This window comes from Pseudomonas sp. FSL R10-1339 (assembly GCF_009600545.1).
Taxonomy (GTDB): Bacteria; Pseudomonadota; Gammaproteobacteria; order Pseudomonadales; family Pseudomonadaceae; genus Aquipseudomonas; species Aquipseudomonas bubulae.
This window is the reverse complement of record NZ_WIVQ01000065.1, coordinates 1-20235: the sequence shown is the minus strand read 5'-3', so window position 1 is coordinate 20235 and position 20235 is coordinate 1. Positions and strand designations below refer to the sequence as shown.

The 20235-nt window shown below is 60.5% G+C and carries 25 protein-coding genes; 4 read left to right on the top strand and 21 right to left on the bottom strand.

Annotation, left to right across the window (positions count from 1 at the left end):
* Positions 1 to 45 precede the first annotated feature (45 nt).
* Positions 46 to 177, bottom strand: a complete 132-nt coding sequence (locus GHO03_RS25375; RefSeq protein WP_016781520.1) for a putative transporter small subunit — start codon at positions 175 to 177, stop codon at positions 46 to 48.
* Complete coding sequence (locus GHO03_RS17220; protein WP_095002072.1) at positions 159 to 1826, bottom strand: sodium:solute symporter family protein; 1668 nt, start codon at positions 1824 to 1826, stop codon at positions 159 to 161. Before GHO03_RS17220 ends, GHO03_RS25375 begins: the two co-directional genes overlap by 19 nt.
* Before the next feature lie 414 nt (positions 1827 to 2240).
* Here GHO03_RS17220 and GHO03_RS17215 point away from each other — a divergent pair, with 414 nt between their 5' ends.
* The gene (locus GHO03_RS17215; RefSeq protein ID WP_095021433.1) at positions 2241 to 2963 is read left to right on the top strand and encodes an SDR family oxidoreductase; all 723 of its coding nucleotides are present in this window, start codon (positions 2241 to 2243) and stop codon (positions 2961 to 2963) included.
* A gap of 46 nt (positions 2964 to 3009) precedes the next feature.
* Here the strand turns inward: GHO03_RS17215 and GHO03_RS17210 are convergent, their stop codons facing one another.
* The 10 genes from GHO03_RS17210 to ccmA all read right to left on the bottom strand — a co-directional run bounded on the left by GHO03_RS17210 (position 3010) and on the right by ccmA (position 10496).
* On the bottom strand, positions 3010 to 3405 hold the full coding sequence (locus GHO03_RS17210) for a hypothetical protein (protein WP_095021432.1): 396 nt from the start codon (positions 3403 to 3405) through the stop codon (positions 3010 to 3012).
* Positions 3406 to 3535: 130 nt separating this feature from the next.
* Positions 3536 to 4738 carry a c-type cytochrome biogenesis protein CcmI gene (gene ccmI / locus GHO03_RS17205; protein ID WP_133143728.1) on the bottom strand — a complete coding sequence of 401 codons (1203 nt, stop codon included), beginning with the start codon at positions 4736 to 4738 and terminating at the stop codon, positions 3536 to 3538.
* Positions 4731 to 5207 carry a cytochrome c-type biogenesis protein gene (locus GHO03_RS17200; RefSeq protein WP_095002076.1) on the bottom strand — a complete coding sequence of 159 codons (477 nt, stop codon included), beginning with the start codon at positions 5205 to 5207 and terminating at the stop codon, positions 4731 to 4733. The genes ccmI and GHO03_RS17200 overlap by 8 nt, the downstream gene beginning before the upstream one ends.
* Positions 5204 to 5740 carry a DsbE family thiol:disulfide interchange protein gene (locus tag GHO03_RS17195; RefSeq protein ID WP_088377708.1) on the bottom strand — a complete coding sequence of 179 codons (537 nt, stop codon included), beginning with the start codon at positions 5738 to 5740 and terminating at the stop codon, positions 5204 to 5206. Before GHO03_RS17195 ends, GHO03_RS17200 begins: the two co-directional genes overlap by 4 nt.
* Positions 5737 to 7722: a heme lyase CcmF/NrfE family subunit gene (locus tag GHO03_RS17190; RefSeq protein ID WP_178110325.1), complete on the bottom strand. Its 1986-nt coding sequence runs from the start codon at positions 7720 to 7722 to the stop codon at positions 5737 to 5739. The genes GHO03_RS17195 and GHO03_RS17190 overlap by 4 nt, the downstream gene beginning before the upstream one ends.
* Complete coding sequence (gene ccmE, locus GHO03_RS17185; protein ID WP_016781527.1) at positions 7722 to 8183, bottom strand: cytochrome c maturation protein CcmE; 462 nt, start codon at positions 8181 to 8183, stop codon at positions 7722 to 7724. The genes GHO03_RS17190 and ccmE overlap by 1 nt, the downstream gene beginning before the upstream one ends.
* Positions 8180 to 8356, bottom strand: coding sequence for a heme exporter protein CcmD (ccmD, locus tag GHO03_RS17180; RefSeq protein ID WP_016781528.1), 177 nt, complete (start codon positions 8354 to 8356; stop codon positions 8180 to 8182). The genes ccmE and ccmD overlap by 4 nt, the downstream gene beginning before the upstream one ends.
* Positions 8353 to 9111 (bottom strand): heme ABC transporter permease, encoded by a 759-nt coding sequence (locus GHO03_RS17175; RefSeq protein WP_178102668.1) that lies wholly within the window; start codon positions 9109 to 9111, stop codon positions 8353 to 8355. The genes ccmD and GHO03_RS17175 overlap by 4 nt, the downstream gene beginning before the upstream one ends.
* A gap of 84 nt (positions 9112 to 9195) precedes the next feature.
* Positions 9196 to 9864 carry a heme exporter protein CcmB gene (gene ccmB / locus GHO03_RS17170; RefSeq protein ID WP_016781529.1) on the bottom strand — a complete coding sequence of 223 codons (669 nt, stop codon included), beginning with the start codon at positions 9862 to 9864 and terminating at the stop codon, positions 9196 to 9198.
* Positions 9861 to 10496 (bottom strand): cytochrome c biogenesis heme-transporting ATPase CcmA, encoded by a 636-nt coding sequence (gene ccmA / locus GHO03_RS17165; protein WP_178102667.1) that lies wholly within the window; start codon positions 10494 to 10496, stop codon positions 9861 to 9863. The genes ccmB and ccmA overlap by 4 nt, the downstream gene beginning before the upstream one ends.
* 192 nt (positions 10497 to 10688) lie before the next feature.
* Between ccmA and GHO03_RS17160 the strand changes: the two genes are divergently transcribed.
* Both GHO03_RS17160 and GHO03_RS17155 read left to right on the top strand, forming a co-directional pair.
* Positions 10689 to 12260 (top strand): flagellar hook-length control protein FliK, encoded by a 1572-nt coding sequence (locus GHO03_RS17160; RefSeq protein WP_095018894.1) that lies wholly within the window; start codon positions 10689 to 10691, stop codon positions 12258 to 12260.
* A complete protein-coding gene (locus tag GHO03_RS17155; RefSeq protein ID WP_153400242.1) occupies positions 12257 to 12574 on the top strand; it encodes an EscU/YscU/HrcU family type III secretion system export apparatus switch protein in 318 nt (105 codons plus the stop codon). Before GHO03_RS17160 ends, GHO03_RS17155 begins: the two co-directional genes overlap by 4 nt.
* Before the next feature lie 24 nt (positions 12575 to 12598).
* Here GHO03_RS17155 and GHO03_RS17150 read toward each other — a convergent pair whose 3' ends face one another.
* Positions 12599 to 13888 (bottom strand): amidase, encoded by a 1290-nt coding sequence (locus GHO03_RS17150; RefSeq protein WP_153400241.1) that lies wholly within the window; start codon positions 13886 to 13888, stop codon positions 12599 to 12601.
* A gap of 29 nt (positions 13889 to 13917) precedes the next feature.
* Positions 13918 to 14331 carry a VOC family protein gene (locus tag GHO03_RS17145; protein WP_095002082.1) on the bottom strand — a complete coding sequence of 138 codons (414 nt, stop codon included), beginning with the start codon at positions 14329 to 14331 and terminating at the stop codon, positions 13918 to 13920.
* A 108-nt stretch (positions 14332 to 14439) separates the two neighbouring features.
* On the opposite strand from GHO03_RS17145, the gene GHO03_RS17140 reads away from it, so the two are divergent.
* Positions 14440 to 15315: a LysR substrate-binding domain-containing protein gene (locus tag GHO03_RS17140; RefSeq protein WP_095027136.1), complete on the top strand. Its 876-nt coding sequence runs from the start codon at positions 14440 to 14442 to the stop codon at positions 15313 to 15315.
* 56 nt (positions 15316 to 15371) lie between these two features.
* On the opposite strand, the gene GHO03_RS17135 is transcribed toward GHO03_RS17140, so the two are convergent.
* From GHO03_RS17135 to cheB, 7 genes are all read right to left on the bottom strand, one after another.
* The gene (locus tag GHO03_RS17135; protein ID WP_095002084.1) at positions 15372 to 15764 is read right to left on the bottom strand and encodes a DUF2802 domain-containing protein; all 393 of its coding nucleotides are present in this window, start codon (positions 15762 to 15764) and stop codon (positions 15372 to 15374) included.
* Entirely contained in the window at positions 15765 to 16244 is a 480-nt protein-coding gene (locus tag GHO03_RS17130) for a chemotaxis protein CheW (protein ID WP_153400240.1), read from the bottom strand.
* Between the two features lie 81 nt (positions 16245 to 16325).
* The gene (locus tag GHO03_RS17125) at positions 16326 to 17054 is read right to left on the bottom strand and encodes a CheW domain-containing protein (protein ID WP_095024383.1); all 729 of its coding nucleotides are present in this window, start codon (positions 17052 to 17054) and stop codon (positions 16326 to 16328) included.
* Positions 17055 to 17138: 84 nt separating this feature from the next.
* Positions 17139 to 17927 (bottom strand): ParA family protein, encoded by a 789-nt coding sequence (locus GHO03_RS17120; RefSeq protein ID WP_095002086.1) that lies wholly within the window; start codon positions 17925 to 17927, stop codon positions 17139 to 17141.
* Positions 17928 to 17966: 39 nt separating this feature from the next.
* Positions 17967 to 18857, bottom strand: coding sequence for a flagellar motor protein MotD (gene motD, locus GHO03_RS17115; protein ID WP_153400239.1), 891 nt, complete (start codon positions 18855 to 18857; stop codon positions 17967 to 17969).
* Positions 18858 to 18859: 2 nt separating this feature from the next.
* Complete coding sequence (locus GHO03_RS17110; RefSeq protein ID WP_095002088.1) at positions 18860 to 19600, bottom strand: flagellar motor protein; 741 nt, start codon at positions 19598 to 19600, stop codon at positions 18860 to 18862.
* Positions 19600 to 20235 (bottom strand): chemotaxis-specific protein-glutamate methyltransferase CheB (gene cheB, locus GHO03_RS17105; protein ID WP_153400238.1); only part of this gene is annotated, 636 nt, incomplete at its 5' end. The genes cheB and GHO03_RS17110, both read right to left, overlap by 1 nt.

The following is a 20235-nucleotide window of genomic DNA, read 5'->3' as shown; positions in this document are numbered from 1 at the left end:
AATTTGCGTAGCCGCTGGCGAGGCAGCGGCTACCCCATCAAACATTCAGACCAGATCCGTACCCTCACGCTTGGCCTTGCGCATATCGCGCCACAGGCTGACGCACAGGGTCAACATTACGGCCCCGGCAATGGCCGGCCAGATCAGGACATACAGGGTCAAAGCGAAACTGGACATGGGGTGGCTCCTTTTTCAGTGGCAGGTTCGACGGTGTGGTGGAAGGCCACAACACGTTCGTTGATACAGTCAAAATCAAAGGTTTCATTGGCCAGCAAGCTCACCAGCACACACACCACGGTGCTGACACCGTAAGCGGTCAATGAACTGAGCAACACCGGGTAATCGCGGAGAAAACCGAACGCGAATGGCGCCAGTACCAAGAACGCCAATCCGCCCATCACAAAGCCCACGCGCTTGCCAAAAAAGCCGAACGCCATCAGGCCAATCACCACCCCGCCGCCGATCGAGGCACAGAGTTCGAAGAACAGCGCCACCGCACCTTGCATCTGCAACAATTCGAAGCGGGCGACCAAAAACATCACAAACCCGGCAATCGCTGCACTGGTAAAGGCCGCGTTGGTAATCCGCTGCCAATACAGGCTGGCAATAACAGGAAAGACAATCGCGCCCCATAGCGCGCCGACAAAAATCAGCATGGTCAGGATATCGAGTTTCATGCTGGCAAAAATCATCGCCAGCATGGTTGCCAGCACCATGGTCAGGCGCCCGACAAACAACATGGTTTTTGGATTGGGTTTGCCCTTGGCTATGTTCTTGCCATACACGTCAGTCATCACCAGCGCCGACAAGGCGGACAGGTCGGAATCCGCCGTGGACGACAGCGAACCGATCACCATGATGAAAAACAGCCCCACCGCAAACGGCGGCAAGTAGGTCGAGGCCATTTGCGGGATCAGGTTATTGAGGTCGCCATCCTGCGGCTCGATACCTGCCAGCAGGGCCAGAAACCCCAGCATGCCCAGCCCGATCACAATCGAGGCATAACCGATGGTGGCGGTGACGAATGTCGACTTCATCAAGTCTTCACGCACGGCAAACAGCCGCTGGGCGATGGTCTGGTTACCAATGGCGTAGGCCAGCACGGCCACGAAGTAAGGTGCGCCCTGCTCCAGAATCGCGGTTTTCGAATAGAAGCTGGCTTGCTCGGGGGTGATCCTCGGCATGCCCTGGGCGAAGATTTCAGGGCCGCCCAACTGGAAGAAAATAATCGGAATAATCACCACCGCAGCGAAGATCATGGCGAATAGCTGGCCGAAATCAGTAAGCACCGATGAGCGAAACCCTGACCAGATGGTGTAAGTCAGAATCCCGACACCGGCGATAAGCACACCATGGGTAAAGCTCAGCGGCGAAAGCACCGCGACCAGTGCCCCGGCGGCGGTGAAATTGACCATCAGGCTGATCAGACTGCCGACGATATTGGAGCCCGCCAGAATCATCTGGCTGGAACGCCCGTGCCGTGCGTGCATGATCTCCGCCAGGGTGTGGGCCTTGGGCGCCAGTTGCCGGAAACGCCGGCCAAAGGGGTAGATAAACAGAATCATCAGCGCGCCCCAGAAGCCATAGTGCAACGCCCCCGAGAGACCAAACTTGTAGCCCGCACTGGCGGCGGCGTAAAAGGAAGCGGCCCAGATCCAGGTGGCCGTCATGCTGGCGGCCGACATGCCAAAGCCGATGGAGTTATTGGAGACCATATAGCCGTCGACGTTTTCGTCCTTGCGCCCCACGCGCAACGACACCAAAAAGGTCAGGCCATAAAAACAGAACAGAAGCAGCAACACGGTGAGGGTGGAAAGTTGGAACATTCCTTTCTCCTTTCTTATGCGCACACAGTCGTTACAGACGCAACGAAAGGCCGAAATCGGCAGGTGCAACAACCCGGGTTTCCTGACAGGCAGGCGATAGCGGACAGCGGTCCGTGGGTTGTCAAAGTGATGGCTGGCAAGTGACGGAACGCAAGAGGCGTCCCAGGTCAAAAGGCAAAGCGTGCGCTAGCACGTTGAGCCGGTGCTTGCAGCAATGGCCGGCAAGGTGCCGGGAGATAAGTCCTGTATCAGATGCACAAAGCCCTGACACGAACGGAAAAGAAGTATACAGATTTAGGGGGTGACCGGAAGAGGCCGAGACAGGCCGCCACTAAAAGCGCCTCGCAAACCTGCCCGCTCCCACAAGCGCTTGCCAAGGTATCATGCTCACCGTCTTTAAATAGGGAGCACACCATGACCCAACGTACCTACCTTGTCACCGGCGCCAGCAAAGGCATCGGTCGCGCGTTGTGCGAACATCTGGCCCAGGCAGGCCACACCGTGGTGGGCATAGCCCGCAATGCAGACGACCCGGATTTCCCCGGCACACTGGTCGCCCTTAATCTGGCCGACCGCGAACGCAGCGCACAGGTACTCAAGGAACTCAGCGAACGTTTCGCCTTCGACGGGCTGGTCAACAACGTCGGCCTGGTGCGCCCGCAAGCATTGGGCGAAATTGATCTGGATGCATTCGATGACGTCATGCGAGTTAACCTGCATTCGGCGCTGCAGGCCACCCAGGCGTTATTGCCCGGCATGCGCAGCCGGGGCTGGGGGCGAGTCGTGAATATTTCCAGCCTGACCGTACTCGGCATCACCCAGCGTACGGCCTATGCCGCAGCCAAGGCGGCGCTGGTCAGCTTTACCCGCTCCTGGGCACTGGAACTGGCACAAACAGGCATAACCGTAAACGCCGTGGCCCCCGGCCCGACCGAGACGAAGCTGTTCCGCGCCAACAACCCGCCCGGCTCCGCGGGCGAAGCACGCTATCTGGCAGGCGTGCCAATGGCACGTCTGGGCCAGCCCGCAGAAATCGCCTCGGCGATTGCCTTTCTACTGTCTGAGAGCAGCGGTTTTATTACCGGCCAGACGCTGTTTGTCGATGGTGGTGCATCGGTGGGCAAGGCGGCGTTTTAACCACAGCCCCAAACCAAAACGGCGACCCGAAGGTCGCCGCTTGGCTTTACTTGAACTGCCGACTCAACCCCGGCGGTACGCCGCTGATATCGGTCTCTTCCCACGGCCCGTTGGGGCTCACCGCGCGGCTCCAGCCGTTGTCCCAGCGGTAGTAGGCGCGCTGGCGGTAGAAGACGTTGGTCTGGTTATCCAGCACATACACGCCCAGACGCGCATCCCAGTGGCTAGGCCCGCCCGGCGGCGGCGCAAAGGTCGCCGAGGTGCGCGGCAACGGTTTTGGCGCCTTGGGAATCGGCATGTCCGGCAGGGGCTTGCCCGAGGGCTGGGGTGTCGGCTGCGGCATCGGCGTTGTTGGCGCAGGCGGTTCGTAAGGCTGTTGAACCGCACAGGCGCTCAGGCCTAGAGCTAGCGCGAGCAAGGTGATACGGGCGAATACGGCCATGGCGGCTTCTCTTGTAAGTCAGCTAAGACCCCCTGTGGCGGCGGACTTGCTCGCGATTCAATCAATGCGGATTCACTGGAGGACCGCGTCGTCTGCATCGCGAGCAAGCCCGCTACCACATTCGGGGCATTTATTTATCCGGGCTGTCGATGGTCAGTTGTTGCAGCTCCCGAGTGCTGCTGGACAGCGGCTGGATGCGCCCTACCCACTCGCCTGCTGTTGGCTGGCCAGCACGGGAGATGCGTGCCATTAATTGGACTTCAGGAAAGTTGGACAGTTTCAATTGCGGCATCATTGCGTCGACATCGCCCAGCTCAACCGTGATCGGCAGGTCCGCCACAGTCACGCGCTTGACCGCCAACGGTGCCGGCGGGCCGGAGACCGCACGGGCAAAGATAAACACGCTATCACCCGGCAAGGCGCTGGCCTTGACCGCATCGGCCAGATCCACGTTGACCTTGATCGAGGCCATCGCCTTGGCCACAGGTGCAGTTTCAACCTTGCCGCCGCGGGCCTGCAGTTGCTCACGGGCCTTGGCAATACCGCCTTCCAGCGCCGCGCGGGAGGCGTCGCCTTCGGGCAGTTCGGTCATCAACCGTTGCCAGTAGCCAATGGCCTGTTCAAAGCGCTGGTCCTCGAAGGCGGCGATGCCCAGCAGGCCCAGGCTGGTGACTTCCTTCGGGTCGGCCTTCAAGGCTTCATCGGTCAGCGCCTGGATTTTGTCGCTCCACTTTTTATCGTCGGCAAAGTACTGCGCCTGTGCCCACTGGCCCAGCAACTCGGGCTGACGACCGGCCAGGTTGGCCGCGCGTTCGAACACCCTGGCCGCATCCGCAGGACGGTTTTGTGCCATATAGGCACGGCCCAGGAAGTACAGGCCTTCGGCCGAGTCAGGTTGCGCAGCCGCGGCACGCTCAAGGCGCGCGACCATTTCTTCAAGGGATTGCGGCGGCTGGGAGAACTCGCGGGTCAATTCGACCTTGTCGCTGGAACCAAAATGCAGGTACAGGCTCAAGCCCAGCACCGGCACCAGCACTGCGGCCAACAACGGAATGGCCTTGCCCAGACTGGACACCCGCCCCGGCGCCACACCTTCGGTGTCCGCGAGCAATTCGCGGGCCGCTTCGGCGCGGCCGGTTTCGAACTGTTCAGCGGTCAACACGCCCTCTTCGCGCTGGGCTTGCAACTCGGCCACCCGCTCTTGATACAAGGCAACGTTCAAAGCGGTACGGTCTTCTTCGCGCTGGGCACGGCGCCCGCGCAATACCGGGATCAATAAAAAGCTGAGGGCTATCAGTAGCAGCAAGCCTGCTGCGAGCCAGAAATCAATCATCTTTGGTTTTATCCAGCAAAGTGTCGAGGCGCTTGCGCTCCTCGGCAGAAAGTGTGTCCGAACCTTCGGTCTGCTCTGTACGTCGACGGCGCCCGACGATGACGCCAATCACCACCAGACCGCCCACCAGCAGGGCCAGCGGGCCAAACCAGAGCACTGCGGTCTTGCGGGTCAGGGCCGGTTTATAGAGCACGAAATCGCCGTAGCGGGCGACCATGAAATCGAGGATCTGCTGGTTGTCCTTGCCTTCACCGAGCATGCGATAGATCTCGCGGCGCAGGTCGGTGGCAATAGGGGCGTTGGAGTCGGCGATGTCCTGGTTCTGACACTTGGGGCAGCGCAGTTCCTTGGTCAGCTCACGAAAACGGTCGCGCTCGGCGTCGTTGGCAAACTCGTAGGTATCGATGGCGGCATGGGCAACCCCGGTCAGGGTCAAACCGAAAACCACGGCGGCTAGCCAGCGCTTCATGGTTTGGCCTCGTCAACCAGTGCCTGATATTTACCCGCAAGCTGCTCACGCCACACGGTCTCGTCGATCACGCCGACAAACTTGTGGCGGATGATGCCCTTGCTGTCGATCAGGAATGTCTCAGGAGCGCCGTACACGCCCAGATTCAGGCCCAGGGAGCCGTCTGCGTCGTTGATGTCCAGCTGATAAGGGTTGTGGAAATCCTTAAGCCACTTCTTCGCATCTTCGTTGACGTCTTTGTAGTTCACGCCGTAGATCAGTACACCCTGATCGGCCAGTTTGGTCAGCACCGGGTGCTCGACCCGGCATGAAATGCACCAGGTGGCCCACACGTTGACCAGCGCAGGCTTGCCCTTGAGGTCAGCTTCGGTGAGGGTTTTGTCCCCCTCCACCGAAGGCAGGCTGAAGGCCGGGAACGGCTTGTCGATCATCGCCGACGGCAGCTCGGTCGGGTCCAGATACAAGCCCCGGTAGAGAAACCACGCCATACCGAGAAAAACGGCCAGCGGGACCAGCATCAACCAACGTCTCATGCCGTGGCTCCTGTCATGCCCAATGCTTCACGCACGCGGCTTTTCACCTTGACCCGGTAGCGACGATCCATCGCTGCCAGCAATCCACCAAAGCCTGTGAGCAGACCGCCAAACCAGATCCAGCGCACAAACGGTTTCACATGCACCCGCACAGCCCAGGCGCCGTTGTCCAGGGGCTCACCCAGAGCAACATAGAGGTCACGGGTGAAACCGGCGTCGATCCCGGCTTCGGTCATCATCGAGTTCTGCACCGTGTAGAGGCGTTTTTCCGGGTGCAGTACGCTGACTTCCTTGCCATTGCGGATGACACGCACGGTGCCTTTGTCAGACGTAAAGTTCGGACCCTGGAAGTGCTTGGCGCCTTCAAAAATAAAGTGATAACCGCCAAGCTCCATCGGCTCGCCCGGTGCCAGGCGCAAGTCGCGCTCGGCACTGTGCTGGCTCGACAACACCACCCCCAGCGCACACACGGCGATACCCAGGTGGGCAATCTGCATGCCCCAGTAGCTGCGGGTCAGGCTGCGCACGCCTTTGATCAAGCCCTTGTGACGGGTTTTGTCACCGATGTCACGCACCCCGGCCAGCAGCACCCAGGCCGCCAGCATAAAGGTGGTCAGCACCGCCCAGTTGAAGTCGCCATAGGCCACTCCGGCAATTGCCGACAGCGCGGCGCTGCCCAGCAGTACGGAGGTGAGCATGCCCAACAACCATTTGACCGGAGTGTCTTTCCAGCGCACCAGCACACCGACGGCCATCACCACCATCAGCAAAGCCATGAGCGGGATAAACAGGGCATTGAAGTACGGCGGGCCCACCGACATCTTGGCGCCACTGATGGCATCCAGAATCAGTGGGTACAGGGTGCCGAGCAGAATCATCGACGCGGCCACCACCAGGATCAGGTTGTTGCCCAACAGCAGGGTCTCACGGGACCACAGCTTGAAGCTGACATGGCTTTTCACCACTGGCGCACGCAGGGCAAACAGGGTCAGCGAACCGCCGACCACAAACAGCAGGAAGATCAGGATGAATACGCCGCGCTCTGGGTCGGAAGCGAACGCATGCACCGAGGTCAACACGCCGGAACGCACCAGGAACGTACCCAGCAGGCTCAGGGAAAACGCAGCTATCGCCAGCAGTACTGTCCAGCTCTTGAACACACCACGTTTTTCGGTCACGGCCAGCGAGTGAATCAGCGCCGTACCCACCAACCATGGCATGAACGAAGCATTTTCTACCGGATCCCAGAACCACCAGCCGCCCCAGCCAAGCTCGTAATAAGCCCACCATGAACCCAGGGTGATGCCGATGCCGAGGAAGGCCCATGCCACGATGGTCCATGGACGCGACCAGCGCGCCCAGGCTGCGTCCAGCCGACCGCCGAGCAAGGCAGCAATGGCAAAGGCAAAAGCCACGGAGAAACCGACATAGCCCATGTACAGCATTGGCGGGTGAACAATCAGGCCAATGTCCTGCAGTAGCGGGTTAAGGTCGTTGCCATCCGAAGGAATCTGCGGCAGCAAGCGCACGAAAGGATCTGAGGTCAGGATCAAAAACAGCAGGAAGCCGACACTGATCATGCCCATGATAGCCAGCACACGCGCCAGCATCACTTGTGGCAGCTGCCGCGAGAAGATCGACACGGCAAAGGTCCAGCCACCGAGGATCATCGCCCACAACAGCAGCGAGCCTTCGTGGGCACCCCACACCGCGCTGAACTTGAAATACCAGGGCAGCGCGCTGTTTGAGTTGCTGGCTACGTACGCCACCGAAAAGTCATCGGCCATAAAGGCATAGGTCAGGCAGGCAAAGGAGAACAACAAGAAGGCAAATTGCCCCCAGGCAGCGGGTTGCGCCAGGCTCATCCACAATTTGTCGCCGCGCCAGGCGCCCAGCAGCGGCACGATGGCCTGCACAATGGCAAAGCACAGGGCCAGAATCATGGCCAGATGGCCCAATTCGGGAATATAGAGTCCAGACATCAGTACTTACCCTCACTTGCAGGCACAGGCGCGGATTGGCCACTTTCGTTCAGCGCCTTGGTCACTTCGGGCGGCATGTATTTTTCGTCGTGTTTGGCCAGCACTTCATCAGCCACCACCACACCCTGGGCATTGAGCTTGCCCAGCGCGACGATGCCCTGCCCTTCACGGAACAAGTCCGGGAGGATGCCGCGATACTGGATGGTCACCGACTTGTTGAAATCGGTGACCACAAACTGCACGTCCAGCGAGTCACCTGAACGCTTGAGCGAACCGTCTTCGACCATGCCGCCGGCACGGATCCGGGTATCCAATGGCGCTTCGCCATTGGCGATCTGGGTCGGGGTGTAAAACAGGTTGATGTTCTGCTGCAAGGCGCTCAGGGCCAGGGCCACGGCAGCGCCGACCCCTACCAGAATCGCCAGGATGATGATCAAGCGTTTTTTGCGCAGCGGATTCACTTCGAATTCTCCCGACGCAAACGACGCGCCTCTTGTTGCAGATAACGCCGGCGCGCCATGATTGGCAGTGCCACGTTCAACCCCAGCACCGCCAGGCAAATGCCATAGGCCGACCAGACATATACCCCGTGATGGCCCATGGCGAGAAAGTCGCCAAAAGAAGCAAAACTCATCGCGCACCCTCCAGAGCCTTCAACACCTCAGCCTTGACCCAGGTGCTGCGGGCCTCGCGCTTGAGCACCTCAAGACGCATGCGCAACAGCAGCACCGCGCCAAAGAAGCAATAAAAGCCCAGCACCGTGAGCAACAGCGGCATCCACATTTCCATGGGCATGGCCGGTTTTTCGGTCAGGGTGAAGGTCGCGCCCTGGTGCAGGGTGTTCCACCACTCCACCGAGTACTTGATGATCGGAATATTGATCACGCCCACAATCGCCAGCACCGCGCAGGCCTTGGCCGCACTGTCGCGATTGGTGATGGCGTTGCCCAGGGCAATCAGGCCGAAGTACAGAAACAGCAGAATCAGCATCGAGGTCAGACGCGCATCCCAGACCCACCACGAGCCCCAGGTCGGCTTGCCCCACACCGCACCGGTGACCAGCGCCACGGCTGTCATCCAGGCGCCAATGGGTGCGGCGGATTGCAGGGCCACGTCGGCGATTTTCATCTTCCACACCAGCCCTACCACACCGCACACCGCCAGCATCACGTAGCAGGATTGCGCCAGCATGGCCGCAGGAACATGGATATAGATGATGCGGAAGCTGTTGCCCTGCTGGTAGTCCGGCGGTGCAAAGGCCAGGCCCCAGACCACCCCGCAGGTGATCAGCAACACGGCGGCAATGCTTAACCACGGCAACAGCCGCCCACTGATGGCATAGAACCATTTGGGCGAGCCGAGTTTGTGAAACCAAGTCCAGTTCATCACGCTGCTTCCATCACGGTGCCGGTCACGACAGGTGTGCTGTCATGCCAGCCAGGGTCTTTACTGGCCCACGCAGGCCAGACCTCATTATTCGCCGACGCTGATTTTCAGGCCGGCAGCTATTGCAAAAGGTGTCAGGGTTACAGCCAGGGCGGTCAGGCTACCAAGCCACAGCAAATAACCGGTTGCAGGCATGCCTTGCAATGCCGCCTGCAGGGCGCCACTACCAAGGATCAATACCGGGATATATAAAGGCAAAATCAGCAGCGCCAGCAGCAAGCCGCCGCGCTTGAGGCCCACGGTCAGGGCAGCGCCCACGGCACCAAGCAGGCTCAACACTGGCGTCCCCAGCAGCAACGACATCAGCAACACCGGCAGGCACGCCACCGGCAGCCCGAGCATCAGGGCCAGCAGGGGTGACAGGATCACCAGCGCCAGACCGGAAAACGCCCAGTGTGCCAGCACCTTGGCCAGTACCAGTAGAGGCAGGGGGTGCGACGAAAGGACCCACTGCTCAAGCGATCCGTCCTCGAAATCACTGCGGAAAAGCCCGTCCAGCGAGAGCAAAACCGCTAAAAGGGCCGCGACCCACAGCAGCCCTGGAGACAAGGTTTGCAACAATTTCGTCTCCGGGCCAACGGCCAGCGGAAACATTGCGATGACAATCGCGAAGAACACCAACGGGTTGGCCAATTCGGCCGGGCGACGGAACAGCAAACGCGCTTCGCGCGCCACCAATACGGCAAACACACTCATACAGCCCACTGCCCCAGGTCGATATTGCGGTAACCGGCCGGCATCCGGGTCAAGGTATGGTGCGTGGTGAGCACCACCATGCCGCCGCTTTCGCAGTGGCGGGCCAGGTGTTCTTCGAGTTGCGCCACGCCCTGTTTATCGAGCGCGGTAAACGGCTCGTCGAGAATCCACAACGGCGGGCTGTCCAGATACAGGCGGGCCAGCGCCACACGGCGCTGCTGCCCTGCCGACAAGGTGTGGCACGGCACATCCTCAAAGCCCTGCAAGCCGACCTCGTGCAACGCAGCCCAGATGGCATCACGGGTTGCCGGGCGATGCAAGGCGCACAGCCAACTGAGGTTTTCTTCGGCCGTGAGCAAATCCTTGATCCCCGCCGCATGGCCGATCCACAGCAAGTTGCTGGTCAATTCATGACGTTGGGCGCTCAGGGCCATACCGTTAAGCCGTACTTCGCCAGCCGTTGGCTGCATCAGGCCCGCCAACAAGCGCAGCAGGCTGGTTTTGCCGCTGCCGTTGGGGCCGCTGATTTGCAGCATGTCGCCGCTGCTCAGACGCAATTCGAGGTGTTCGAACAGCATCCGCCAGTCACGCTCACAAGCGAGCGCTACGGCTTCTAAAAGAGGGCTGGTCACGTAATTGAGGCCTTCACGGTTCAAGTCGGCGCAGGCATGGCCGTTAAAATGATGCAGGATAAATGCATTTGCGGCCTGATTCAGAGAGCTGGATCAAACAATTGTTATGTTTTTTAGGCGCTCTGAACGACGGGGCGGCATTATACATGCCATGTCCTACGCTAAAGAGGGCAATTTCGACAGGTTGTTACGATGAAAGGCGACATGAATATTCCACCCATCCCACAATCCGCCCCCAGCAGTGTGCGTCAGGGGCTTGTGGGCGGTGAAGTGCTCAAGTTGCTGCAGCCCGCAGAGGGCCTGATAAAGCCCGGCCAAAGTGCCCAGGCCGAGGTGCTGTCACTCAAGCAAAACGATCTGAGCTTCCAGCTTTTGCTCAAGTTGACCCTGGCCAGTGGCCGCGAAACCAACGTGCAGGCCAGCAGCAATTTTCCCTTGCCGCTGGGCACCCAACTGGCCGTGACCCAGCCTTCTGCGGGAAACCTTGCGATCAGCCTGCAACAGGCCCTGAGCAGCAGCGTCGCCACTCTCACCCGCCTCGATACCCGACAGTTGCCAGTGGGCACGCTGCTGCAAGGCAAGGTACTGACCACTCAGGCCCTGGCGCAGCCCGCAGGGCAACCGACGGTTTATCGGTCACTGGTGACCTTGCTCAACAGCGCACTGAGCGGCACGACCCTGACCCTGGACAGCCCGCTGCCCTTGCGTATCGGCAGCTTGCTTAGCGCCCGTGTGGACGGCCCGCAGAGCCTCGAGTTTGTGCCGCTGAGCGGGCGCCAGGAACAACTGGCTGTGGCGCAACAACTGGCAACACAACAGAGCCGGCAAGGCTCGTTGGAGGGCCTTTTCAACGCCCTGCAAAAACTGCCGGCCACAGCCGACATGCCTGCTGAGCTGCGTGCATCCATCGACAAACTATTAGCCGGTTTGCCTACGCCCTACCAACTGAGCAACGCCAAAGGCCTGGGTGATGCCCTGCTCAACAGCGGGGCATTTCTGGAGGCCCGACTGCTGACCGGGCAAACCCCGGCACAGGCCCCTGACATGAAAGCTACCTTGCTGCGCCTTATTGCGCAGATCCTGCCCGGTCTGCCGTCAAGCACCAGTTTCAACCCCGGCATGGCTGCCAGCACCCAGGCCCAGGCCTTGCCGACTTTTGTGCGTAATGCCCTGGGCATGCTCGGCCAGGTCAGCGCCAAACCACAGCCCGGCGGCTTCCCCTTGCCCCAGCGCTTGCTGCAGAACGGTGAAGGTGAAGACAGCCTGGAGAACTTGCTGAAACTGGCAGCAGCAGCTGTCTCGCGGCTGCAAAGCCATCAGCTGTCCAGCCTGGAACAGAGTGGGCGCACGGCCGAGGGTGGTGTACTGACCACCTGGCAACTGGAAATCCCCATGCGCAATGCTCACGACATCGTACCTTTGCAGGTCAAGTTCCAGCGTGAAGATCCGCCGGAAAAACAAGCGCAAGACAAAACCGAATCCCGGGAGATCAAGGATCAACTATGGCGCGTGGAGCTGGCCTTCGACCTCGCCCCCCTGGGCCCGCTGCATGTGCAGGCGCAGCTGTTGCGGGGCAACCTGTCGGGCCAGCTCTGGGCCGAACAGGCATACACCGCCCGCCTGATCGAAAGTCAGCTGGGCAACTTGCGTCAGCGCCTGAGTGAAGCCGGGTTGAGCGTGACCGATCTGGATTGCCATCAAGGCATCCCGCCGCAAAGTGGCCATACCCGTCTGGAACAACGCTGGGTCGATGAAACCGCATGAATACACCTGCAGAACCGCGCCAGGCGATTGCCCTCAAATACGACGGCAAACAGGCCCCTACCCTCACCGCCAAGGGCGATGACGAACTGGCCGAAGCCATCCTGGCGCTGGCCCGTGAACACGAAGTGCCGATTTATGAAAATGCCGAGCTGGTCAAATTACTGGCGCGCATGGAATTGGGTGACAGCATCCCGCAAGAGCTGTACCGCACACTGGCAGAGATCATTGCCTTTGCCTGGCAGCTTAAAGGTAAATTCCCAGAGGGTTTTGCCGCCCAGACTGAGCCGGAGGAACGCGACATCACTCCCCGTTGAACGCTCTATCGCCTTCGGCAGCTGCTACAGACCGGGCGTTGAGCGCAGGGCGCTATCCACCTGCTGCGCCGCTTCGAGCAGCCTGCTGTCCTGGCGAAACCCGCCAATCAGTTGCAGCCCCACTGGCAGCTCCCCCGACGCCCGGGGCATCGGAATATTGAGCTGGGGCAGGCCGAATGCCATCCAGAACTTGCAGAAGTCTGATGGCCCGGTGCTCAGCAACCCCAGTGGCGCAACCATGCCGCAGGTGGCACCCAGCATCGCGTCAAAGGCTTCGAAATGCTCCTTCAACACCGGCGCCAACGCCGCCAGCCGAGCCTTCGCTGCCGTTTCCTGCTGCCAACTGGTGGCCCGCGCCCTATCAATCATGGCCAGCACTTGCGGGCTCAGTTGCTCGGGGTTCGATTGCCACTCCTTGCTCATTGAACGGGCACCCTCGCAGTCATTGATCAACTGATGATCATCGAAAACACTGGCAAACTCGTCCTCCAATATCACCTCGGTGACGCTGTGGCCTGCGGTTTTCAATTGTTCCATAGCTGCCAGCAGGGCCTTAGCCACCGGAGGATCGATCTGATCCCAACGCGACGTACGACAAAACCCGAATGAACGGGCGCCATTCTCCCCGTTCGTTTGCGGCAAGCCGGGCACCAGTACCCGGGCGAGCAGCGCCAGGTCACGAACCGAACGGCCATACCAGCCCAGGGTGTCGAAGCTCGGCGCCAGGGGCTTGACCCCTTCCAGGGAAACCAGCCCATGGGACGGCTTGAAGGCATATAACCCGCAATAGGATGCAGGCTTAAGCAGCGAGCCCGCCGTTTGCGTGCCCAGGGCAAGGGGGAAAAAACCCGCGGCCATGCCCGCAGCAGAGCCGGCACTGGAGCTGCCCGGCGTCCTCTGCAGGTCATGGGGATTACGCGTCGGCCCCGTGTGCATATAGGCAAATTCAGTGGTATGGGTTTTACCCATGATCACCGCCCCGGCCTGACGCAGCAGCGCAACCACATGGGCATCCCGCGAGGGCCGGTTGTGGGCGTAGATCGGCGAGTAAAATGCTGTCGGATGGTCGCCGGTATCAATGATGTCCTTGACCCCCACCGGCACACCGGCCAATAAACCATTGATCTGCGGGCTGCCCAGGCACTGCGCCTGTTTACGTACGCACTGCGCATCGAGCGCGGCAAACGCCTGGATTGCAGGTTCGCGGGCATTGCTTTGCGCCAGAAAATGCTCAGCCACCTGCCCGGGGCCAAGCAGCGCCTTGCGTACGTGTTCGGCGATCGCGCAGGCATCTGCAGTGTCGAGAAAGCTCATGTGATGTTTAACCTCGGATTATGGCTGCGTTACACGGCATACACCGCTGCCCAATCGGCAAAACCCTTGATCTCAATGGGATTGCCCGAGGGGTCGAGGAAAAACATCGTCGCCTGCTCCCCCGCTGTCCCGGCAAAGCGCAGGGTCGGCTCCAGTACAAACTGCACGTCACGGCTCAGAAGGCGTTCTTTGAGAGCGTGCCAGTCGGGCATGGCCAGTACCACGCCAAAATGTGGCATGGGCACCCGGTGCTCGCCGACTTTCCCGGTATTGCTAACGGAAAACGGCTCGCCCAGATGCAACGACAACTGATGGCCGAAAAAGTCGATATCTACCCAGCTCTCCGTGCTGCGGCCCTCAGCACAGCCCAGCACGTCGCAATAAAAGCGTCGCGCCGAGACCAGGTCGTGAACGTGATAGGCGAAATGAAAAAGCGATTGCACAGTGACCTCCTGAAACCGGAACAGGCCAGATGGCCCTTGCGCCAATGATGCATTGCCGTCTTCAATAGAACTAACCTGTTATTTTATCCGTGAAAGAAAGAAATTCTTATGGATACGCGCTACCTCAAAAGCCTGATCGCCGTGGTGGATTGCGGCTCGATTGCCAGGGCAGCACGCCTGGAAAACCTCACTGCCGCCGCCGTCAGCCAGCGCATTCTGGCCCTTGAGCGCCAGCTCGGGCTGGAGCTTCTGGTGCGCATCGGGCATGAGGCCAAACCCAGCCTGGCCTGCCTGGATTTACTGCCCCGGGCACGTGCCATCGTCAATGAAGTGGCGCTGCTGGCAGGTGATGCCGATAGCCAGGGCCTGACCGGCCCCTTGCGCATCGGCGCCATTTCAACCGTGCTCACGGGGCTTCTGCCACAGGCCTTGCGCGCCTTGACCCGCTCAACCCCGCAACTGAAACCGGTCATAGTGCCCGGCACATCGCGCGCGCTGTATCAGGCGCTGGAGGCCAATGAGCTGGATGCCGCGATAGTGGTCGCACCGCCCTTTGCACTGAGCAAAACCTTCGAGGTGGTGGTGCTGCGCAAGGAGCCTTTGCTGTTTATTTCCAATGAACCCTCCACGCAAGGCATCGACGCCCGCCTGCAACACTGCCCGTACATTCAGTATGACCCCGATGCCTGGGGCGGCCGCCATGCCCTGCAGTATTTGCAGGATCACAGCCTGTCACCCGCTGCCCTGCTCGATCTGGATGCACTGGAAACCATCGCCCTGCTCACGGCACAGGGCCTTGGGGTGAGTCTGGTGCCATGCTGGTCGGGAATTGAGCGCTGGACCGGCAGTTGTGTGCTGGAGCCGGTCGGGGATGAGCGCTATGACCGAGAAATTGTGCTGCTCAGCCATGCCCAGGGGCCAAGGTTGCGGATGGTAGACGTATTGCAGGGGGCGCTGTTGGAGACTGCAGGCAGTCATTTGTAGCCGTTGAGGGGCGCAGCCTCGCTGCGCTCCTCAGCGGCTACGGTCAGTCACGCAACTCAACCCTTGTACATTTTGCTCATCAGTTCGGCCTCAGCCTGGGTCAGGCCGCATGCCTGGGTCAGCTCATCAACACTGGCACCCATGCTCACCAGCCGCGCCGCCTGGTTGAACGACAGGCTGGTAGGGTCACGCTGCTCAAGCTGAGTCAGCTTCTCGGGCAGCGGCGCAACCACGGCGCGCAATTCGTGCAAGGCTTCGCCCATCTGCACATTGCCGTTCTGGTAGGTATCCAGGCGCCGCGCCAGTTCCCGAAGGCGCCGGTCTCGCTGTTCATCGGCCGCAGCCTGTTGCGCCACAAGCACCCGCTGACGGCGCACGTGGCTGACAAACAGCCACAGGGTCACGGCCCATAACAGGCCCAGGACGATTACCGCCGCCTCAAGGATCAATCAGATGTTCTCCAGATCCGACCATTCTTCCTCGGTCATCATTTTGTCCAGTTCAACCAGAATCAGCAGTTCGCCGTTATTGTTGCACACACCCTGGATAAACTTGGCCGATTCGTCATTGCCCACGTTAGGCGCCGTTTCGATTTCGGACTGACGCAGATACACCACCTCTGCCACGCTATCGACCAGAATCCCAACCACTTGCTTGTCGGCTTCGATGATGACGATGCGCGAGTTATCGGTGATTTCGGCGTTGTACAGACCAAAACGCTGACGCGTGTCTATGACCGTTACTACGTTGCCGCGCAGGTTGATAATACCCAACACGTAGGAAGGCGCACCCGGTACCGGGGCGATTTCGGTGTAACGCAGCACTTCCTGCACCTGCATCACATTGATGCCATAGGTTTCGTTGTCCAGTTTGAAGGTAACCCATTGCAGGATCGGATCTTCAGAACCCTGTGCCGCTGACTGTTTCATACCCCAAACCCCTGACTGAAATACTGCTCGATTCTGATAACTGGCGATCCGCCCTCGCAGGTGAATCGACCACGATTATTGTTATGACTTGCCCTTGGCGATCAATGCCGCCAGTTGCTCCACATCCAGCAATGCGCACATGTGTTCAATCACAGTGCCCGCCAGCCACGGCCGTTGCCCGCGCTGTGAACGCCATTTGATTTCATTGGGGTGCAGGCGCAACGAACGGCTGACCTGATGCACCGCCAGCCCCCATTCGTAACCCTGTACCGAAATGACATATTGCAGGCCTTCGCGCAGGTCGTCGCGATAGCGTTCAGGCATCACCCAGCGCGCGGTATCGAGCACGTTGAGCTTGCCGCTCTGGCTGGGCAGGATCCCCAGAAACCAGTCTGGCTGGCCAAACAGCGGAGTGAGTTCACGCCCGGCCAGTGAGTAGATCGAGCCCAGGCACACCAATGGCACCGCCAGGGTCAACCCCGCCACGTCGAACAGCAGGCACTCGAAAGGTTCGGCAGCCCAGGCCGGGCGACCATCATCGGGAACCGGCAAATGCGCCCCGGGGGCACTGGGCCGATGGACTTCAACCAGCGGATGGGCCAGCGCCTCGGCAGGCACACCGACCTCAGACAGCTCCACAGGCATCGCCAACGGCGCTTCAATGGGTTGCGCGGCGGCAGGTTCCGCCTCCGGCTGCGCGGGTGCGGGTTCAGCCGCTTCCAGCGCCTGGGTTGCATCAAACAGCAAGTCGTCGAGGTACGACTGCAAGGCCACTTGCGAGCGGTTGGAAAGTGCTACTGGCTGCGTCATAAAGTGCCCCACTCATCAGCCTCGCGACAGAGACCTGTAGTCGTTATCGGCCAGACCCGACCGATACTTGAATGCCCGCCCACTTCACGCCACCTGCGGTGCAAGCTGGCGGGTGAGGACGTGCTTGAGCAACGCACGGTAGGCGATCACTCCACGGGTTTTCTCATCGAACTGCGAAGGCGTCTGCCCGGCACGGCTGGCATCGCGCAAACGAGTATCGACCGGGATAAAACCCTGCCACAGGGTCTCGGGGTACACATCGCGCAATACTCGCAAGGTACTCATCGACGCCTGGGTACGCCGGTCGAACAACGTCGGCACGATACAGAACGGCAGCTCCTGGGGGCGCGAGCGGTTGATCATGCGCAGGGTATGCACCATGCGCTCCAGGCCCTTGAGCGCCAGATGCTCGGTTTGCACCGGGATGATCAACTGCTGGCTGGCCGCCAGCGCGTTGACCATCAACACACCCAGAATCGGCGGGCTGTCGATGATCGCGTAGTCATAGTCCTGCCACAGTTGCGCCAGGCTGCGGGCAATCACAAGGCCCAGGCCGCTTTGCCCCGGAGCCTGACGCTCGAGGGTCGCCAGGGCCGTGGTGGCCGGCAGCAAGGAAATTTTCTCGTGGCTGGTGGGCAACAGCAATTGCGCGGCCAGGCCCTCAGGCACCTGGCCCTGATGCAGAAACAGGTCGTAGACACTGTGTTCCAGACCATCGGGGTCATAACCGAAGTAGCTGGTCATGGAGCCGTGTGGGTCAAGATCGACCACCACCACGCGCTTGCCCGCCTCTGCCAGCAAACCGGCCAGGGCGATGGATGTGGTGGTCTTGCCGACCCCACCTTTTTGATTGGCTACTGCCCAGACTCTCATTCAGTTGTTCCTCCCGGCTGCATGCGTGCCGGCCGAGATTTATAGGGTTGGCGACGGGGAATTGACGGCATTCCCGCGAACCAGTGGCTGTGTCTGTGGCGGTGCAGTTTGTGTGCCAGCCCGCTTCAAGGCGGCATCCGGTGTTGCATGGGCGCTGCCCGTGCCAGTCAGGCTGCGGCGTACCTCAAGGTTGCGCGACACCACCAGCACTACCCGGCGATTGAGCGCGCGCCCCTCTGGCGTAGCGTTGTTGGCCACCGGCTGAAACTCGCCGTAGCCCACCGAGGCCATGCGCCCGGGGCTGACCCCCTGCATGGCGAGCATGCGCACGATGCTTGCCGAGCGCGCCGATGACAGTTCCCAGTTGGTCGGGTACTGCGCGGTCCGGATCGGCAGGTCGTCAGTAAACCCTTCGACATGTATCGGGTTTTCAAAGGGTTTGAGTACTGCGGCCACTTTGTCGATGATCTCGAAAGCTGCATTGCTGGGCATCGCATCACCGCTGCTGAACAGCAGGCTGGAGTTGAGTTCGATCTCGACCCACAGCTCATTGCCGCGCACCGTCAATTGTTTGGACGCGATCAAATCACCAAAGGCATGGGTGATGTCATTGGCAATGGTCTTGAGCGGGTCATCGGGGCGCTGCCCCAAACCGGCGTCAGTATTTTCGCTGTCTTTTATCAAGGGTTCGGCAGGCTGGGTGGTCAGCGGACGCTCTTCACCGATGGGCACCGGCTTGATGCTGCGCTCGGTGTCATTGAACACACCGACCAGCGCCTGGGAAATCACTCGGTACTTGCCCTCATTGATTGAAGAAATCGAGTACATGACGACGAAAAAGGCAAACAGCAAGGTGATGAAGTCCGCGTAGGACACAAGCCAGCGTTCGTGATTGACGTGTTCATCCGCGTGGCGACGGCGCCGGCTCATAGTTAACCTGTAAAGCCTTGAAGTTTGAGTTCAATGGAGCGCGGGTTCTCGCCCTCGGCAATCGACAGGATGCCTTCGAGCAACATCTCGCGGTACAGCGACTGGCGCATGGCAATGGCCTTGAGCTTGCTGGCAATGGGCAGCAACACCAGGTTGGCGCTGGCCACCCCATAAATGGTCGCGACAAACGCCACCGCAATGCCACTGCCCAGTTGCCCTGGATCGGCCAGGTTGCCCATAACGTGGATCAAGCCCATGACCGCGCCAATAATGCCGATGGTCGGGGCGTAACCGCCCATGCTCTCAAACACCTTGGCGGCCTCGATATCGCGGCTTTCCTGGGTCATGTAGTCGACTTCCAGCACGCTGCGAATGGTTTCCGGCTCTACTCCGTCGACCAGCAATTGCAGGCCCTTGCGCGAATAGCTGTCGGGCTCGGTATCGGCCATGCCTTCCAGGCCGAGCAAGCCTTCCTTGCGGGCCGTAAGGCTCCAGTTGACGACACGGTCGATACCGCCCGTCATGTCGATACGCGGCGGAAACAGAATCCACACCACGGTCTGCATTGCCCGTTTGAACGCACTCATGGGCGACTGCAGCAATGCCGCGCCCACAGTGCCGCCCAGCACGATCAACGCCGCCGGGCCATTGGCCAGAGCGCCCAGATGGCCACCCTCCAGGTAGTTGCCGCCGATAATCGCGACAAACGCCATGATGATGCCAATCAGGCTGAGCACGTCCATCAGTGGCAAGCCTCGGCCAGGTGCCGGCCAATGTCCTCGAGGCTGTACACCGCATCGGCCAGGCCGGCTTTGATGATGGCCATGGGCATGCCGTAAATCACGCAACTGGCTTCGTCCTGGGCCCATACCTGGCTGCCGCCCTGTTTGAGCATGCGCGCGCCTTCGCGGCCGTCCGCGCCCATGCCGGTCAATACCACCGCCAAAACTTTGTCACCAAAGGATTTGGCCGCCGAGCCGAAGGTGATATCCACGCACGGTTTGTAGTTGAGGCGCTCATCGCCCGGCAGGATGCGTACGGCGCCACGGCCGTCGATCATCATTTGCTTGCCGCCAGGTGCCAGCAAGGCCAGACCGGGGCGCAGGATATCGCCGTCCTCGGCTTCCTTGACACTGATGCGGCAAAGCTTGTCCAGCCGCTCGGCAAACGCTTTGGTGAACGCGGCCGGCATATGCTGCACAAGCACGATCGGCGCCGGGAAATTGCCCGGTAACTGAGTCAGTACCCGTTGCAAGGCCACCGGCCCACCGGTTGAGGTGCCGATAGCCACCAGCTTGTAAGCCTTGCGCTTGGGTGCAGCCGCCGCCGGGGTTGGCACAGGGCCGCCACGGCTGGCAATGGGTGTGGTGCGCACCGG

Coding starts and splice junctions, on each gene's coding strand:
- GHO03_RS17150 (WP_153400241.1), bottom strand. CDS start 13,888: ATGAGCTTTCTCGACACTGCAGATGCCTGCGCGATCGCCGAACACGTA.
- GHO03_RS17140 (WP_095027136.1), top strand. CDS start 14,440: ATGGATACGCGCTACCTCAAAAGCCTGATCGCCGTGGTGGATTGCGGC.
- ccmD (WP_016781528.1), bottom strand. CDS start 8,356: ATGAGTTTTGCTTCTTTTGGCGACTTTCTCGCCATGGGCCATCACGGG.
- GHO03_RS17130 (WP_153400240.1), bottom strand. CDS start 16,244: ATGAAACAGTCAGCGGCACAGGGTTCTGAAGATCCGATCCTGCAATGG.
- GHO03_RS17215 (WP_095021433.1), top strand. CDS start 2,241: ATGACCCAACGTACCTACCTTGTCACCGGCGCCAGCAAAGGCATCGGT.
- GHO03_RS17190 (WP_178110325.1), bottom strand. CDS start 7,722: ATGTCTGGACTCTATATTCCCGAATTGGGCCATCTGGCCATGATTCTG.
- GHO03_RS17155 (WP_153400242.1), top strand. CDS start 12,257: ATGAATACACCTGCAGAACCGCGCCAGGCGATTGCCCTCAAATACGAC.
- GHO03_RS17210 (WP_095021432.1), bottom strand. CDS start 3,405: ATGGCCGTATTCGCCCGTATCACCTTGCTCGCGCTAGCTCTAGGCCTG.
- ccmI (WP_133143728.1), bottom strand. CDS start 4,738: ATGATTGATTTCTGGCTCGCAGCAGGCTTGCTGCTACTGATAGCCCTC.
- GHO03_RS17160 (WP_095018894.1), top strand. CDS start 10,689: ATGAAAGGCGACATGAATATTCCACCCATCCCACAATCCGCCCCCAGC.
- GHO03_RS17195 (WP_088377708.1), bottom strand. CDS start 5,740: ATGAGACGTTGGTTGATGCTGGTCCCGCTGGCCGTTTTTCTCGGTATG.
- GHO03_RS25375 (WP_016781520.1), bottom strand. CDS start 177: ATGTCCAGTTTCGCTTTGACCCTGTATGTCCTGATCTGGCCGGCCATT.
- GHO03_RS17110 (WP_095002088.1), bottom strand. CDS start 19,600: ATGGACGTGCTCAGCCTGATTGGCATCATCATGGCGTTTGTCGCGATT.
- GHO03_RS17220 (WP_095002072.1), bottom strand. CDS start 1,826: ATGTTCCAACTTTCCACCCTCACCGTGTTGCTGCTTCTGTTCTGTTTT.
- GHO03_RS17120 (WP_095002086.1), bottom strand. CDS start 17,927: ATGAGAGTCTGGGCAGTAGCCAATCAAAAAGGTGGGGTCGGCAAGACC.
- motD (WP_153400239.1), bottom strand. CDS start 18,857: ATGAGCCGGCGCCGTCGCCACGCGGATGAACACGTCAATCACGAACGC.
- GHO03_RS17125 (WP_095024383.1), bottom strand. CDS start 17,054: ATGACGCAGCCAGTAGCACTTTCCAACCGCTCGCAAGTGGCCTTGCAG.
- GHO03_RS17200 (WP_095002076.1), bottom strand. CDS start 5,207: ATGAAGCGCTGGCTAGCCGCCGTGGTTTTCGGTTTGACCCTGACCGGG.
- ccmB (WP_016781529.1), bottom strand. CDS start 9,864: ATGAGTGTGTTTGCCGTATTGGTGGCGCGCGAAGCGCGTTTGCTGTTC.